The following is a 16,781-nucleotide window of genomic DNA, read 5'->3' as shown; positions in this document are numbered from 1 at the left end:
TATCAGCAAGAAAATGGCCCATCGTCGTATCGTATCGACAAAATAAGGTTTTGTTTTCATTCAATCACAATTGATTTGGAGTATTGATTCAAGTCGCAATACTATAAAAAAAATGTCAGCGTTTTAAAACAAAAATCTTATGAATAGGGTTGAGACGGGCCCTTTTCCCGTCAAAAGAATTAGATCCGTGCCTGAATAATCATGTGGCCTGGGTCTGCCATATTTCGATCCGGCGTCCCTCCGGGTCATAAAGGTAAAATACCCTGGCCGCCCAGGGATGATCTTTGATTTGAGTCGGTCTGAGTTCTTTTTTTATGAAAGTCTTCCATACAGATTCAATATCATCAACCTCCAGAGCAATGGTTATCCCATGGGGGGTTGAAACTTTGATGGAAGATTTGGCCTGGTCTGCGATACTGATTCTGGAATTGTCAGACAGCAGAAACTCGACAAACCAGTCGGTCCTAAAATTGATCTTCAGGGACAAACCGTCACGATAAAAATCAACGGTTTTCTCCCATTCCCGGCAATATAAGATTGTGTTGGCAGAAATTATTTTCAAATCAACCATTGCAATGCTTCCTTGGGGATATGCCCTGTTCCAGATTCAATGCCGTCTCCAATATTTAAAAAAAATTTTAACCTTTGATTGATCTATATCAAGGAATTTTCAAAATGATAAGATTAAACTCATTCCATGATCATCCCAACAAAAAAGTCTAAAGCGGGGAAAAATCATTTTGAAAGGGATTCGATTCAGGGAGAGTGACGGATGAAATCGACTATAATCACAGAGAGGGCCCATGACTTTGTTGAAGAAGTAGAAAATATCAGTCATTCTGATTTGAATCGTTGCTGGCATTGTTTCTGCTGCAGCGGCGGTTGTCCGTTCTCCAAAGACATGGATATCCTTCCCAACGGAGTGATAAGGATGATTCAGTTCGGGTTAAAAGAAGAGGTTCTAAATTGCTCGACCATATGGTTGTGTGTCGGGTGCAATACATGTTCCATGGAATGTCCCAATGCCGTTGATATGGCGGCGATAATGGACGCCCTTCGCCAGATGGCCATTAAAGAAAAGGTTCCCATTGCAGAACCCGGAATCCTTTCCTTTCACAATCAGGTAATCAATTCAATTTCGCGATACGGACGAACCCATAAGCTTGAGATCATGATGAGATATAAAATCTCGGGGAAAGATTTTTTTTCAGATATCGACCTGGGACTGAAAATGCTCTCTAAAAGAAAGCTGGATCTCATGCCTTCAAAAGTGAAGAACAAAAAAGAAATTCAAGCCCTGTTTAAATTGGCAGGAGAACTATCATGACTTTTCAGTACACAGAGTTGAGCTATTTCCCCGGCTGCTCCCTGGCCACGACAGCCAAAGAAAACAATGCATCGCTAATCTCTTTTTTGGAAGATTTTGATATCGAATTAAATGAAGTTGAAGACTGGAACTGCTGCGGTTCTTCATCGACACACAGTGTGGATTCAAATCTGGCCCTGGCCCTTGCATCACGCAACCTTTTTCTTGCCCCGGAAGACAAACCCCTGTTGATCGCCTGTCCCGGGTGCTATCTCCGGCTGGGTCTTGCAAAAATGGAGCTGCACAGGGATAAAGCAAAAAGAAAATCCGTGGAACGACACTTCGGGCAAAATTATAATCATGAACTCCGGCTTCTCCATTTCTTTGAACTCTTGGTGAAGATGGGCAAATCCGGGTTTTTCAGGGGATTGAAAGGCCGGTTAAGAGGATTGAAGATAGCGCCCTATTACGGCTGCATGCTGGCAAGGCCCCCAAGGATGAATAAAGAGAAAAATCATTACGGCCTGATTGAAAGGACAATGGGGTCTCTGGGCGGGGAACCCGTTCAATGGGGTTTTTCAGCCAGCTGCTGCGGTACGTTTTTATCGGTCAGCCGCCCGGAGATTTCTTCTACGCTCGTCAATCGCATCATGAAGGGCGCGGTTCAATCCGGTGCGGATTGTATTGTGACCGCCTGTGCCATGTGCCAATTAAACCTTGAAATCCGGTGCGATTCTCAAAATCAAATACCGGTTTTTCATTTTTCTGAACTCTTGTCCCTGGCGCTTGAACACAAGGCCTCGAAAGATTGGTTCAACCGGCATTTGATAAACCCTGAATCGGTTTTGAGACAAAAACAATTGCTCCCTTGTCAATCCACGGGTTGATAAGAAAGGATACCAAAAGGAAACAATATTTATGGACCGGCAAGAGCGTGAAAAGATAGGCAAGAGAATGGCTGAGCTTGAAGCGTTGATCTTAGAAACCCAAAAGAGACTTCCCGCCCATTCTGTTAAGCCTCCTGTTATGCAGGACCTTCTGGCCTATGAAGATGAATATGAGGTTTTGCTTAAAAAGCTGAAGGAATTCAAAAAAGGGGAATCATGTCAGGACCACCAATAGACGGCCACCAGAATATGGATGAATCTCCGCCCCAGGTGCGTGAAATGAATATTACCGGTTTTATGAATGCCCTTGGAATTCATAAAGAGCGGAAAGGCGATGGGGCCAATTTTTTCAATCGTTTGATTCTATTTGATAATTTGGAACCTGTTTAACAGGATTATTGATTCAATAATTGTTTGGAATATAGTAATATGGTCTTTAATTTTCAATCACAGGTTTTCACCGCTCATCTCCGTTCTTTTCATTTTCATGGGGTGAAAGTCTTTTATTGTCCCACAACGTTTTTATTGTCCCACAACGTATAAAAAGGAGGAAAAGGCATGTTTTGCTTTCAATGTCAGGAAACTGCAAGGGGTACCGGCTGTACGGTTCGCGGGGTTTGCGGAAAAGAAGAACATACGGCGAATCTTCAGGATCTTCTTATCTTTCACTGCAAGGGGATTGCGGTACTGGCGAAAAAAGGAAAAGAACTGGGAACTGACCGGGTTGAAGAAGCCGGGCGGATGATCACCCATGCTCTTTTCACAACCATAACCAATGCCAACTTTGATGACACAGCTCTCATTGAGTGCATCAAGGCGGCTCAATCTTTTAAGGATGATCTCAAATCCTCCCTTGGTGATAAGGTTGAGGGGCTTCACGATTCTGCCCTTTATTCCAGTTCTGATGAATCCCAATTCCAGGAAAAAGCCAAAACCGTAGGAATCCTCTCCACAGAGAACGAGGATGTCAGATCCCTGCGGGAAATTGTGGTCTTCGGCTGCAAGGGCATCAGCGCCTATGCCCACCATGCCGCCATGCTCGGTTTTGAGAAAAAAGAGGTCTATGAGCAGCTCATCCAAAGCCTGGCTTCCGTCACAGAAGATCTTTCCGTTGATGAGATGGTCGCCATGGTGATGAAGACAGGTGAAAATGCGGTGGCCACCATGGCGGTTTTGGATGAAGCCAATACAAGCACATATGGGCATCCGGAAATTTCCAAGGTAAACCTCGGCGTGGGTTCACAACCGGGTATCCTTGTCAGCGGCCATGATCTCAGGGATTTACAGGAACTTCTGATCCAGACCGAGGGCCGGGGAGTGGATGTCTACACCCACAGCGAGATGCTTCCGGCCCATTATTATCCGGAGTTGAAAAAATATGCTCATTTAAAAGGGAACTACGGCAGTTCCTGGTGGCATCAGAATAAGGATTTTGAGACCTTTAACGGGGCCGTCCTGATGACAACCAACTGCGTGATCCCCATCAAGAAAAACAACACCTATGCAGATCGGATTTTTACAACCGGCGCCGCAGGGTATCCGGGTGCGGTCCATATTGCAGACAGAAAAAACGGAGCTGCCAAAGACTTTTCAAACCTGATTGCCAAGGCAAAACAATGTCCGCCGCCCGAGGAAATTGAAACCGGGGAAATTGTTGGCGGTTTTGCCCACAACCAGGTTCTGGCCCTTGCGGACAAGGTGATCGAAGCCGTCAAATCCGGTGCGATCAAACGATTTGTCGTCATGGCCGGATGTGACGGCAGAATGAAAAACCGGTCCTATTTTACAGAAGTGGCGCAAAAGCTTCCCAAAGATACGGTAATCCTGACTGCGGGCTGTGCCAAATACCGGTATAACAAACTGGATCTGGGGGATATCGGCGGGATTCCAAGGGTATTGGACGCAGGGCAGTGCAATGATTCATACTCCCTTGCCGTCATCGCCATGAAGCTCAGGGACGCCTTTGGTCTGGAGCACATCAACGACCTGCCGCTCTCCTTTGACATCGGCTGGTACGAACAAAAGGCCGTTGCCGTTCTTCTGGCCCTGCTGGCCCTGGGAATCAAAGGCATCCGTCTGGGACCGACCCTTCCCGCCTTTGTTTCACCTACGGTGCTGAATGTTCTGGTTGAAAAATTTGATATCAAACCCATCGGCGATGTTGATGAAGACATCGCAGCCATGATGGCCGGAAAATAAAAAGGAAGAAAAATATGGATAAATATGAATGCGTCCCCTGCGGTTATGTTTACGATCCCAAGGAAGGGGATCCTGAAGGAAACATCGAGCCTGGAACTGCTTTTGAGGATCTTCCGGAAGACTGGGTCTGTCCGATTTGCGGTGTGGGAAAAGACGAATTTGAAAAAATAGTCTGACCGGCCATACCCTTAAAAAAAGATGCAGCCGTTCAAAATCCCTTTGAACGGCTGCATCTGTGTTTTATCCTATTTGAAAATTTTCTTGGGTTTTGTGGTATCTCCCGTGGCATTTGGATAATTTTCAGCCCGATAGGATTTCTTGCCTGTTTCGATCAAGTGGTTGGCCTCTTCCATAAAAGAATTGAAGCGTTTTTTGCATTCATAGAACCCATGCCACCATGAATAGTCCGGAGCCATCATGGCAGCGCCCATTCGTGCCCGGCGGCCTTCATGATGCCAGAGTTCGTAATATTCCACCTCAAGGGGCTCGTCAAAAAAGCGGGTTTTGTCCATCAGCCCTTTTGCATAGAGTTCATCCAGCTTTGCCTTGGCCGGTTTAAAATAAACCTCATTATACTCTTCAATGGTCTGGTCCATCTGGCTGTAATGGGATTCGGTCCACCGTTTCCCGTGACATTGCATGCAGACTTCCTGCATCTTTGTTCTTTCTTCTTTCCAATTGGTCTGTGCGGGAAGGGGTTTGAAATTTTCAGGCCGGACGGTCAAAGGGGCCTGTAATTCCCAGGACAACCTCTCTGTGACATCATGGGATGTCATCACACTTCCGGCCCCTGACATATGACATGAAGCACAGGTCGGTCCCCTGAAATCAACGCCCGGGGTCCATGTCCCGGGAGCGGCGTCCCAGTTATAGTCATCGCCAAAAGCATCGTAAATATCGCCGTGCTTTGATTCGGTGAAGATTTCTATCTGGGGATGATCCGGGCCCAGGTGGCATTGACCGCAGGCCTGGGGTTTTCTTGCCTCCATCGCAGAAAAGCGATGCCGGGTATGACAAGAGGTGCAGCTTCCCTTGCTGCCGTCCAGGTTGATCCTGCCCACGCCGACATTGGGCCAGGTTGCCGGAGTCAGCTCGTTATCTTTCATTTCCAGAATGGTTCCGTGACAATGGAAACAGCCGTTTACCCGTTCAAAATCGCTGTTCATGCCATGGTTGAGCCAGGGGTCTATTTTCCATATGATTTCAAGGGTATTGGCATGTTTGCTCTTGCCGTACTGCATGGCTTCATCCGGGTGGCACCGGGAACAGTCTTTGGGCGTGACAACGGCGGAAACAGGAACCATGTATTTTTTCTGCCCGTATTTGGTGTCATTGGCCTCATATTCTTTGTAATGGGACTGGCTCACATCCGGGTCATGGGATTCTGCGGCATGGCAGTCATAACAGGTTATATTGGCACTGGCATGCCGGCTCGAAGCCCAGTCGGAAAATATGCCCGGATGCTGTTTTTTATGGCATTCAATACATGCCATGGCCTGGGGCGACATGGATCTTTCCACCCGGAATTCTTTTGATTTTGGTATGTTCATCTGAACATCTGAACTGAAAACCGCGGAAGCCGGCATACCAATGAAAAGTACCAGCGATAGCAAAATAATTACATTTTTTTTCATGGTTCCCCCTGTTATATTTGAAATTCTATATCTTTATCTGAATATTTAAATCCCCAATCCCCTGTAGGGCGGCTGGTTCTGTTTATACCTGTATATGTCACTATCCACATGAACCAGGTTTCTATGGCAGTCGACGCATTTTTTTTCGTACCCTTCCCTTGGATATAAAACAGTCCGGTGGGCCAGCATGGCCCCCCTTTTATTTGGAATGTGGAGGATATTCCGGTGACACTTCTGGCATTGTGCATTTTTAAAGGTTGCATATGCATGTTCCCGGCTTTTTTCCCGGTCATAGGTTCCATGGACAAAATGAACGAACACATCCTTGATGCCGTGGGCTGTCTTTGCATAAAAAAAGTTGATTGTATCCTGGGGGGCGGGCAGATGACAATCCATGCAATCGGCTGTAAACCCCTGGGCATTGTTGACATGGGTGGAGGTTTTCCAACTGTTGTAGGCGGGTCTGATTTCATGGCAGGAGGCACAGAATCCGGGGGTTGAGGTCCTGGCCATGGTATAATAGGTGAGGCTGAAAACAGGAAAGGCAATAAAAATTCCAATGGCGATCAGAATAGCGGGCTTGATTAATTTTTTCATAGCCGTCCTTCTAGTATTTTACATAAGGTGAAGGGTTTTTACCGCAATTCTTAATGAACTTCTTGAGCTTGAGAGAACGTTTGGTCCAGGCCAAAATTAGTTTATGGATAATAATATATTGAAAAAAGAATTGTCAAGGAGATATCGGGCTTTGAATCAAACCCCCTTATACTCCGTCAGCAGATCCCCTGGAGACGTTTCGCTAGAGAGAGGACGGATTTTGAAAATGGTGGCGGTGATTCTGATGGGGAGAAGCGGGAACAAGGTCGAGATCCGATTGTTCCCGCCGGTTTTATTTTTAGTACATCAGATTGGGCAGAAAAAGGATGATCTGGGGGAAAAGGATCATGATCACCACTCCGAGAATCACGGCAATGAGAAAGGGAAAGATTCCCTTGAAGATCTTTTCCAGGGGGATCTCATCGGGGAGAACCGCCCTGGCCACCCCGTAAACCACATAGACATTGATGCCCACAGGGGGAGTGATGACCCCCATTTCCGTGACCATGACGATGATGACCCCGAACCAGATGGGATCAAATCCCAGTTCCATGACCACGGGAAAGAAGATGGGAACGGTGAGGGTGACAAAGGCCAGGGCATCCATGAAACAGCCCCCGAGAAAATAGATCAGGATGATCACCCCCATGACCAGGACCGGGGACATGGAAAGGCTTCCCACCCATCCGGCCACTTCAAAGGGAATCCGGGTGACGGCCAGGAATTTTCCAAAGATCACAGCCCCGGCAATGAGCATGATCACCATGCAGGAGGTCCTTAGGGTCTCCATGAGGGATTTGACAAATCCCTGCCAGGAGATCTGGCGCCGGATCACGGCAATGACCAGAACCCCGAAGGCTCCGATGGCGGCGGCTTCCGTAGGCGTGAACAGGCCGATGAATATGCCTCCCACCACCAGCAGAAAGATGGCCAGGGTCTCGCCCAGGCCCAGGAGGGATCTGAACTTCTCGGCCCAGGAGAATTTTTCTCCGGGAGGTCCCTGTTCCGGATTGATCCGGCACCGGATAAAGATGGACAGGATAAAGAGAACCGTGACCAGGAAAGCCGGAAAGATGCCGGCCACGAACAGGGCTCCGATGGACTGTTCCGTAAGGATCCCGTAAATGATGAGTACTACGGAAGGGGGCATGATCATACCGATGCCGCCCCCCGAGGCCACAGATCCTGTTGCCAGTTCGTCATCATAGCCGTACCGCTTCATCTCGGGCAGGCCCACCGTGGCCATGGTGGCGGCCGTGGCCGGGCTGGATCCGCACACGGCGCCGAATGCCGTGCAGGCGGTAACCGTGGCCATGGCCAGGCCTCCCCGGATACTGCCCAAGAATTTATACCCGGTATTGTATAGCCGTTTGCTGATGCCCGAGTTGAATCCCAGCTGGCCCATGAGGATGAACAAGGGGATGGTGGTCAGATCATAGGAGGAAAAGGTCTCGTAGACATTTCTGGACAAGAGGACCAGGCCGGCATTGGGGCTGATCATGAATGAAAATCCGGCAAATCCCACCAGGGCCATGACAAAGGCCACGGGCATCCGGGTCATGAACATGAGGATCATGATAAGTATACCGATAATACCGGTCAGGGTCGGGCTCATTTTTTATACGCTTTTCTTAATTGGTTGATATCGTCAACAATACTTTCCAGGATGGTCATGGAGAAGATCAGCAGGCCGACGGCCAGCACAAAGATGATATAGGTGATGGGAAATTCCAGGTTCATGGAGACCTCTCCGGTTTTCCGGATATCGCCGGCATAGAGAAACATCTGCCAGGTAATGACGCCAAAGAGGGCAAAGGTCAGGAGCCGGGTAATGATGTCGATGATGATGCGGGTTTTCTTGGGCAGCAGGCGGACCAGAATCTCCACGCCCACGTGGCCGTTCATCTTATAGGTAAAGGGAAGGGCGGCTGCGGCGACAATCACGGCCATGAATCCCACCAGTTCAACGGAACCGAAGATGGGATGTTTGAAAAAACGGCCGATAACGTCCACAACGGTGAGGAGCATCATGGAGGTCAGGGCAAGGGCGCCCAGGAATTTCAGGAAGCTCGAACATCTGTCCAGCACCTTGGCAATGGGATTCATGGGATCTGTTCCGGGAGGTTGCATCGGGGTTGAGGGCTCTTACAGCAGACGGCCGGCCAAACCTGGGGCCGGCCGTCTGCATGCTTTCAAAGGCTTACATATTGTCCTGGATGAATTTTACAAGGGCTTTTCCGTCTATGCCCTTTTTGGCGACTTTTTCAATGTAGTTGTCAATGACCGGGGCTGCGGCTGCGGCCCATTTTTTTGATTCCGCATCGGACTGGCTGAGGACCTTGCCCCCTTTGGATTTAAAGAATTCCATGCCTTCTTTGTCGGAATTGTCCCAGGCCACCCCGTGCTTGGCAGACCATTCTTCGTTGATTTCCTTGATGGCTTTCTGCTGGTCCGGGGTGAGCTTGGCCCACTTGTCCTTGTTCATGAATACGGCAAAGGTGGTGGTGTAGGCCGTGGAAAAGTTCTGGACCATGTAGTGGACTACTTCCCCGAGCTTCCAGCCCTTGTTGGATTCAACGGGATGGGAGGAGCCGTCCACCACCCCTTTCTGGAGCATCTGATAACATTCCCTCATGGATTTCCCCACGGGAGAAGCCCCTAAAGCCGCCTGGACCAGGCCGCTGGTTCCGGTTCCCCTAAGCTTGAGGCCTTTCAGATCCGCCAGGGTGTGAACTTCCTTGTCCCGGGTGTGGATCAGGCCCGGTCCGTGGGCATGGAGAAACATGAGCCGGGTATCGTCAAATTCCTTGGGGGCAAAATGGGTCAGAACGGCATTGGCCACCTTTGTGGCCTGGACTCCGCTGGAGTACCCCATGGGAAGGTCAATGGCCGCTGCCACGGGAAATCGTCCCCTGGAGTATGCAAGCACGGTCATGCCGATGTCCGCCATTCCCTGGACAACCCCGTCATAGGTCTGGGGTGCCTTGGTCAGGGTTCCGGCGGGAAAGTACTTGATCACGACTTCACCATGGGTTCTTTTTTCTACCTCTTTGCACCAGGATTCAGCCAGCTGGCTCTGGATATGGGTCGGGGGGAAAAAATTGGAATAGGTGAGCTCGGTTTTTGCCCATGCCTGGGCGGTAAACAAGGCCAAAACAATTATCGCCGGAATGGTAATCCTCTTCATTTTACTGACCTCCTGAGAGTGGGGTTAAGGAGCTGAAATCTGCTTGGGGATCCTGGGTGTCATCCGAAATCCGGAAAATCCTCTGCCTGCCGCAAATCACGCCATAATGTAACTATAACTAAGCTATGAGCTATAAACTATATTTAAAAGAAAGAAATCCTGTCAAGGAAAACTTTGGATTGAAAAGAGAAAAACCTTTTAAATATTGTTGGCATGTCAACTATGTCTGAAAGCCGGGCTGTTCGGGCTTTTGAGAAAGGGATGATCATGGCCGGAACATGGTTGTGATTTAGCTGTTTTGTAATTAGTAATTCCGGACACAGCAAAGGAATTCGGTCTGAAAACAGGAAAAAAAGTCCTGGATTTGACAAAAAACAGGGATGATTGATGGGTCAACGGATTTGAGGGGGTTTCCTGTTATGGGAGCGGTGACATAGGTTGTAGCGGAATAGATCCAACCCGGCAGGGCAGGGCAAGAGATTTGCCGCTAAATTGCCTTAAGCCTCTCCAGGCCTAAGGCAAAGTAAAAGATGTCCGGGTTTCCCCGGTCATCTGCTCCGAACAGACCCCATTCCCTTCCCTGATCCGCCCGGCTATTCTTAACGGTCCGGCATGATGGAATCATAATCTCTCCGGCTTTGGCGTAAAAAGGGTCAAGAATTGATTTGCTTACGGGGAGTCTCTACTCCGGACTCGGAAAGGCGGAAAATAATGTAGTAAGTTGAATTTCGAGAGTTCAAGTTGCTATATTGGTGCTTTCTATAGAGAAATAGTTACTATAAAAATTCATTGGATTCTATACGGATTATTTCATTGGAAGGATTGCGTTCTGATTGATCAAAAGAGCTTCACGAATCTGTTGTTCTTTCGATTTTAAAAAATCCACAATGGAACTGTTGTTAGACCCGTCCCAACGTTTCCGCCCGATTTTTATAAAAATTTTGGCGATCCCTGTATCAATGATAAAGTCGTATGATAATGTTATTGAATTTTCGCGAGAATCAATATTATATTCGTTATAGGCATTGTTAAGGAAGTCCAGAACCGTTTCTTTTTTTGTGGCAACCATATCGATTCTCCTCTGCGTGAATGAAGTTTTCTAAATAGAAGTCTAACAGTTTTTTCCTATTTATCATATAAAAATAATTACCCGAACACCGAAAGAAATTTTAATGATTGCGTTTTGTATAGTAACCTCCCTTACGAGGTTGAACCCCTAAAATCAGGATACCAATGTAATAAGTTGAATTCTCATCCGGAAGAGGCACACCCAGATGCAGGGGTCAAGGTATTTGGGCAAAAGCGACGGATAATAGGCAGATTCTGGGGGCTGGGGGAGAAAAACACCCGGCTACCCGATTGGCCAACCTGTTGTTTTATAAGAAGTTAAACCTAGACTTTCTGCTGTTGAAGAACTCCCTCCATGAACCGTTCCTGCTGAATTAAATGACACCGTTAATCTCGACATGGACGGCTTTCATGGAACGCTCCCCCCAATATCACGTACTTCGTTATCTGTTCATTTTTAAGAAATCTCTGATTGTACCCATGGTACGTTCCCAGTCAGCCTGTGGGTTCTGTATCTTGATTTTTCGGAATGGAAGTCCCTCATACAGCCTCTCTGCCATGGATACCCATTCATTGAAGAATGTGTGGGTGGCGTTCGAACCTTTCAACGAACGATGTGTAAACCATGTTTGTCGTTCATACACAGCATTCCCCCACTGCTCCCAAGACCCTTCTCTGCCAGACTCCCGCCATTCTTTATTTTTGACCTCGGCAACCGGCGTGAATAGTTGCGCCATATCTTCTGGTGCCAAGTAAATGAGAACGGGATGGAGCTCGGAGATGACCGAAATAATCCGCTGGTTGCTTTTCGCGACGTCATACTCCGAATGGCCGGAAAGATAGAGATACATCGCGTCGGTTTGCCAAAAACGGCTTTCTATTACGGTGACGGTGTCATCGTGTTTGGCTTTTTTTGTGAAGTTTTTCCAGTCCCGCAAAACATGCTGTTCACGTGACTTCGTTGTCGAAATGATATCAGATAGCTCCTCCATCTTGCCGATGAAGATTGGATTATTCTCTGCCCACTCAAGGAAACACTGACATTTTATTCCACACGCTGAAATGGCCGTCATCAAATTCTTCGCGGTTGTTGATTTCCCAGAACATGGCACGCCTTCAATCAGAATAAGCTCAGTATCGATCATAATTATATGCCTCTAGTGTAGATGGCTGGCAAGTTATTCTCTGCACAAACCATCCTCCAAGACAACACGGGTATTGTGCTATACTTTACATAATAGAAGGCAAATAGCTGGCAGAAATTCACAACATTGCCCCCGATTTTCGTCACACCCCATTCCCTCTTTTTTCGACAAATGTATGATGTGTCAATATGATATTCTTGTCAAACTGAATGCTGTCTGTGCATGAAGAATGCACAGAGGCGTAAGGGACAGGTCGCGCGAAGCGAACGGAATGACGCGAAAAAACTCTGCGTTGATGCATTTGTTATGTGGATTTAGCGTATTGATATTTTTATTAAACTGAGCAAGACATTAATTGAACAGAACCATTAATATTAATGTCTGGATGCTCAATTACAGCTACTTCTCTAACTAGATTAAAACCATTCCGTTCATACAAACGACTTGCGCTTACATTATTTGAGAAAACCCTAAGTGACACTCGGGGCAATCCACGTTTCCGAGCTAAATATTTAGCATACTCTAGGAATTTCGTGCCTAATCCTTGTCCACGAGCCTGAGCTAAAATACAGATTTCTGCTATAAATAAACTCTCTGGATCTCTTAATTCCCTATAAGGAGCCAGCGCTTCAATTAAATCTGCTGGTAAAGGCGAGTTGTTAATTTCGTCCGAAGATAAGCTCGCTTCTTGATAGGTAATCATCACTCCCATAGCCAAGCCATTTTTCTTTACCAAAACGGTGTTCTTTACACCTAGATCATTTAATGGGTCTGTTAAATATCTGATAGCTGATTCTTCAACTGATTCGTTTTCCTTTGATAAAGCTTTCCACACGGCTGACCAAACGCCTCCCGAAGACTCAGAAACAAGAAGGGCAATAAATTCAGCATCAAGATTACTTGCTGAATGAAAATGTTCCATATTCATATAATCCTAATCTCCCGTTTCTAAATTTTAGATAGTGCTTAAAGTTCATAGGTACATAACGTTTTGGTGAGCAGCCGCCCTCGATTTTCGGTTAAAATGCCCAAGCTTCTTGGGTCTGCTCCACTAAATTGTTAAGCTTTAAGGCTTACGGGCAGAAACAAACCCCCCTCCCTCAGATGTGACACCAAGTTCAATGGAAATGTCTGTAAACCCAGCTTCTTTTAACCAGTCATGGTACTGTTCTTCTGTGTAAACTCCTCCTTCTTCATACATATTCAGGAATATCAAACTGAATGCCATTGGGACAGTTGGAGATAGACGTTCATTATCTAAAATCATTCCTAAAATAAAAATATGACCTTCTGGTTCGAGCGCCTGGAAAACATTCTTCAGTATTTTTATGGCATTCTCGGGTTCCATGACCTGAATAAGCGCTCTTAGTATTGCAACATCATAACTGCCTTCAAGTTCACTATTTAACAGATCTATACCCATTGTGGTGATCCTATCAGATAAACCTGCTTCCGAAATAAATTGATTTGAAAAGGACACCACTTGAGGCAGGTCTGCTACGATTGCTTCTATTTTTGGGTATATATTACATATCCCGATAGCAAGTCCACCTGACCCTCCACCCACGTCTATTAGGCATCTTGCTTTGCTAAGATCAATTTTTTGAGTAAGATATATTCCTGACCGTATGCACGCAGGATGTTGACCACGGAAATATTTAATCAATTCTTCCTCTGGCAGTGTCTGCCAGTCATGCTTTGCTTTAGGTTCGCCGGTTTGAATACTCTCTGCTGTTTTAAGGGTAGCATGCCACAAATCGTTAAAGAACTCATTCAATCCTCCCATATATGTTGGAAGACCTTTAACCAGAAAAGTGTCTGCTTCCATAGTATTGGAAAAAATCCCGTTTTCAACATAGAGAAGGTTTGCGGATACCAGGGCATAAAGGAGAGGGGACAACTTTTTTTCATTAACCCGCAAGATGTCTGCCAGGTGCTCGGCATTCATCGGGTGATCTTTTAGTGGCGTGAATACATCAAGTTGCATCCCAGCCAGCATGGCAAAAGACGGATAAACAGCATAAGCGTTCCGCATAATGTTGGCAGGGTTAATTTCCGGAATGTTTGTCATGTGTATCCTCTTTTCATTCTCTGTGGGTTGAAAAACTCAGATATTTTGCTAAGGACAAAAATCTGAATCCCTTTTCCTGAAATTGCCCAACTACCTCATATTGTGCCTGGAATGAAAAGCCAAAATTCAGGTTTATTGGAGAGTAGACTTATTTTTGATTTCATTGCAAGCCCATCCCAAAAAATCAGGTTTGAAGATATTGACTGAAATGGTGAAAAATCAGAGTTAAAATTTTTCCATGATTCTGAATTTCCAATCCAGCGGTTACTATAGAGAGTATATCAGACGTTTTCAGCCAATCGATTGTTCCATGGAAAAAATCCTTTATCAGAAAGTATCGGGTTAAGATGAAACCCTTTCTCCAACCCGGGCGGTCAGACATCAACGGGGAGGTGAGGCGGCGGCAATGGCCGGGCTCGTCAGGATCGAAAGAGACGGGCACTTCCGCTTCTCCTGCTTCCAGGTCCTGCCGATGCAGGCCCGGGCCTGAAAAGCATCTGCCCGGGCTTGACGCTCTTTAGGAAGGGCTTGGATTTTTATAAAAAAAAATTGACAAATAGCTGCAATGTATCTATATCATATCTAATACATAGCTAAAAATGCGGACAGGCCGGGGTCGCGGCACTGACAGCTGTGATTTCTGTCCCATGGGGGAAGCAAGGGGAATAAAATGAGGTATGCAGAAACAGGGTTTAACCTGGAAGTGGATTTAACCCGGGGCAATATCGAGAAAATCGCCACAGATCCCGAAGAGACCGCCCTTTACCTGGGGGGGCTGGGGACCAATGCCAAACTTATGTGGGACCGGGTGGGCCCCGAGGTTGAGGCCTTTTCCCCTGAAAATCTTTTGATCTTCAGCGCCGGACTGCTCTGCGGCACCCCGGCCGTCGGCTGCAACCGGACCATTGTCACCACCCTCTCGCCCCAGACAAAGCTCATGGCCTTTTCCATGATGGGGGGCTTCTGGGCTCCGGAGCTCAAATATGCCGGCTATGACAAGCTCATCCTCAAGGGGAAATCCGACAAACTGGTCTACCTGTGGATCCATAACGACACGGTGGAGATCCGGGATGCGGCCCATCTGGCCGGCAAGGGGGCCATTGAGACGGCGGAGATCCTCAAAAAAGAGCTGAACCAGTCCAAGGCCCAGGTGGCGGCCATCGGCTTGGCCGGGGAAAACCGGGTCTATTATGCATCCATTGAACAGGGCCGTTCCTCGGCCTCCCGGGGCGGGATCGGAGCCGTCATGGGGGACAAGGGGGTCAAGGCCGTTGTGGTCCGGGGGACAAAAGATATAAATGTTGCCCGTCCCCAGGAGTATATGGAGCTCTGCCAGGAAGTCCTGGATTATATCAAATGGAGGGAGGATCATCCCATTCCCTTTGTCACCCCCATCCTGGCCGTGCTGGGGTCTCCCCAGGAGATGGCCATCCATGACGAGAAATGGCATACGGAAAATTTCTGCTGGGGCAATGCCCGGACAAGGCGGAAGGGGTTCTGGACCGAAGAGGTGGAAAAAGAGTGGACAAACACCATGGAAACCGCCCGGACCCGGCTCATCTCCTGCTATAACTGCCCCTTAAAATGCGGGGCCACCCTGTCCCTGCCCGGAATGCCCACCTATATGATGAAGTGTTTTACCAAGCTGACCTATACCATGGGGGCCTATTCCAATCTGGATTTCGGACTTAAGATTGCCCAGAAGGCAACGGAATACGGGGTGGACGGATATTCCACCCCCCAGGTCATGGCCTTTGCCCTGGAACTTCTGGAAAACGGGATCCTGGGTGAGGACGACTTTCCGGACATGCCCGGGGACAATGAAGGCCGCTTTTACTACCTCCTGGACAGGATCGTCAGACGAGAGGGGATCGGAGATATCCTTGCCAAGGGCACCTATTGGGCGGCCAAAGAGATCGGCAAGGGTGCGGAAAATTTTGCCCACAACAATATTAAAAAACATGAGCAGCTCCCCTTAAAGCTGTCCATGCTCAATCCCATCTATTTTCTCATGTACTGCACGGGGGAGAAAATGAATATCACCCAGATCGAAGGCCAGTTCCCCCAGCATCCCTTTCCCACCCGGGAGGACCGGGAAAAATTTGTGGAAGACTGGTTCCAGGTGCCGGATGAGAAATTCAAGCAGTACTTTCTGGACTGGGAATTCAGGGGGGAAAATTCCATTCCCTTTTACCCCACCGTGGAGATGACCTGCGAAATCGTGGACTGGCAGGAACGCATGCATTACATTGACGATGCCCTGGGCATGTGCGCCGGTCTTTCCTCCTTTCACATCAAGCCGCCCTATCATATCCATAATTTCCCCAGGTTCATCTCGGCCGGAGCAGGCATTGAAATGGATGAAGAAAAACTGACCAAAGCGGCCAAACGGTATCGGACCCTGGTCCGGGCCGTTAATATCCGGCGGGGCCTGCGGAGAAAAGATGAGCGCCCCCCTGAGGATCATTGGAAAAAGCGGTTCCCGGAACTGGAAAAGGAATTGCTGGACAAATACTACGCCTACAAGGGCTGGAACCGTGAGGGGATCCCGACCAAAGAAGCCCTGGAGGACTTTGGGCTGTCATTTGTGGCCGAGGATTTCCTCGCCCGGGGCATTCTGGACGAACCCGCACCGGAAGAGCGGGCCGCGTCCCAACCGGCAGAGGCGTAAGCCGAAACGACCGAAA

Annotated in this window: 17 protein-coding genes; 6 read left to right on the top strand and 11 right to left on the bottom strand. The window is 47.8% G+C overall.

Annotated features, from left to right (window positions below):
- Window positions 1–199: 199 nt before the first annotated feature.
- Entirely contained in the window at window positions 200–571 is a 372-nt protein-coding gene (locus tag F608_RS0111310; protein ID WP_022665752.1) for a VOC family protein, read from the bottom strand.
- A 201-nt stretch (window positions 572–772) separates the two neighbouring features.
- Here F608_RS0111310 and F608_RS35685 point away from each other — a divergent pair, with 201 nt between their 5' ends.
- The 5 genes from F608_RS35685 (at window position 773) to rd (ending at window position 4,568) form a co-directional block, all read left to right on the top strand.
- On the top strand, window positions 773–1,327 hold the full coding sequence (locus tag F608_RS35685; protein WP_022665751.1) for a 4Fe-4S dicluster domain-containing protein: 555 nt from the start codon (window positions 773–775) through the stop codon (window positions 1,325–1,327).
- Window positions 1,324–2,193: a CoB--CoM heterodisulfide reductase iron-sulfur subunit B family protein gene (locus F608_RS0111300; protein WP_022665750.1), complete on the top strand. Its 870-nt coding sequence runs from the start codon at window positions 1,324–1,326 to the stop codon at window positions 2,191–2,193. The genes F608_RS35685 and F608_RS0111300 overlap by 4 nt, the downstream gene beginning before the upstream one ends.
- A gap of 31 nt (window positions 2,194–2,224) precedes the next feature.
- The gene (locus F608_RS0111295) at window positions 2,225–2,428 is read left to right on the top strand and encodes a hypothetical protein (RefSeq protein ID WP_022665749.1); all 204 of its coding nucleotides are present in this window, start codon (window positions 2,225–2,227) and stop codon (window positions 2,426–2,428) included.
- 323 nt (window positions 2,429–2,751) lie between these two features.
- Entirely contained in the window at window positions 2,752–4,392 is a 1,641-nt protein-coding gene (gene hcp / locus F608_RS0111285; protein ID WP_022665747.1) for a hydroxylamine reductase, read from the top strand.
- A gap of 14 nt (window positions 4,393–4,406) precedes the next feature.
- On the top strand, window positions 4,407–4,568 hold the full coding sequence (gene rd / locus F608_RS35680) for a rubredoxin (RefSeq protein ID WP_022665746.1): 162 nt from the start codon (window positions 4,407–4,409) through the stop codon (window positions 4,566–4,568).
- Between the two features lie 69 nt (window positions 4,569–4,637).
- Here rd and F608_RS0111275 read toward each other — a convergent pair whose 3' ends face one another.
- The 10 genes from F608_RS0111275 to F608_RS0111230 form a co-directional block, all read right to left on the bottom strand.
- Window positions 4,638–5,978: a multiheme c-type cytochrome gene (locus F608_RS0111275; RefSeq protein WP_425248197.1), complete on the bottom strand. Its 1,341-nt coding sequence runs from the start codon at window positions 5,976–5,978 to the stop codon at window positions 4,638–4,640.
- Between the two features lie 93 nt (window positions 5,979–6,071).
- Complete coding sequence (locus tag F608_RS0111270) at window positions 6,072–6,623, bottom strand: cytochrome c3 family protein (RefSeq protein ID WP_022665744.1); 552 nt, start codon at window positions 6,621–6,623, stop codon at window positions 6,072–6,074.
- A 298-nt stretch (window positions 6,624–6,921) separates the two neighbouring features.
- Window positions 6,922–8,238 (bottom strand): TRAP transporter large permease, encoded by a 1,317-nt coding sequence (locus F608_RS0111265; RefSeq protein ID WP_022665743.1) that lies wholly within the window; start codon window positions 8,236–8,238, stop codon window positions 6,922–6,924.
- Complete coding sequence (locus F608_RS0111260; protein WP_022665742.1) at window positions 8,235–8,729, bottom strand: TRAP transporter small permease; 495 nt, start codon at window positions 8,727–8,729, stop codon at window positions 8,235–8,237. The genes F608_RS0111265 and F608_RS0111260 overlap by 4 nt, the downstream gene beginning before the upstream one ends.
- 94 nt (window positions 8,730–8,823) lie before the next feature.
- Window positions 8,824–9,810 (bottom strand): TRAP transporter substrate-binding protein, encoded by a 987-nt coding sequence (locus F608_RS0111255; RefSeq protein ID WP_022665741.1) that lies wholly within the window; start codon window positions 9,808–9,810, stop codon window positions 8,824–8,826.
- Window positions 9,811–10,297: 487 nt separating this feature from the next.
- On the bottom strand, window positions 10,298–10,435 hold the full coding sequence (locus F608_RS36165; RefSeq protein ID WP_022665740.1) for a hypothetical protein: 138 nt from the start codon (window positions 10,433–10,435) through the stop codon (window positions 10,298–10,300).
- 180 nt (window positions 10,436–10,615) lie between these two features.
- Complete coding sequence (locus F608_RS0111245; RefSeq protein WP_022665739.1) at window positions 10,616–10,879, bottom strand: hypothetical protein; 264 nt, start codon at window positions 10,877–10,879, stop codon at window positions 10,616–10,618.
- Between the two features lie 442 nt (window positions 10,880–11,321).
- Entirely contained in the window at window positions 11,322–12,023 is a 702-nt protein-coding gene (locus F608_RS0111240) for a P-loop NTPase family protein (RefSeq protein WP_022665738.1), read from the bottom strand.
- A 334-nt stretch (window positions 12,024–12,357) separates the two neighbouring features.
- Window positions 12,358–12,951, bottom strand: a complete 594-nt coding sequence (locus tag F608_RS0111235; RefSeq protein ID WP_084681047.1) for a GNAT family N-acetyltransferase — start codon at window positions 12,949–12,951, stop codon at window positions 12,358–12,360.
- A gap of 138 nt (window positions 12,952–13,089) precedes the next feature.
- Window positions 13,090–14,094, bottom strand: coding sequence for a methyltransferase (locus F608_RS0111230; RefSeq protein ID WP_022665736.1), 1,005 nt, complete (start codon window positions 14,092–14,094; stop codon window positions 13,090–13,092).
- 670 nt (window positions 14,095–14,764) lie between these two features.
- Between F608_RS0111230 and F608_RS0111220 the strand changes: the two genes are divergently transcribed.
- Window positions 14,765–16,765 (top strand): aldehyde ferredoxin oxidoreductase N-terminal domain-containing protein, encoded by a 2,001-nt coding sequence (locus F608_RS0111220; protein ID WP_022665735.1) that lies wholly within the window; start codon window positions 14,765–14,767, stop codon window positions 16,763–16,765.
- The last annotated feature ends 16 nt before the right edge of the window (window positions 16,766–16,781 follow it).

The sequence above is a fragment of the Desulfospira joergensenii DSM 10085 genome (genome assembly GCF_000420085.1).
GTDB lineage: Bacteria > Desulfobacterota > Desulfobacteria > Desulfobacterales > Desulfobacteraceae > Desulfospira > Desulfospira joergensenii.
This window is presented reverse-complemented; position numbering and strand designations above follow the sequence as displayed.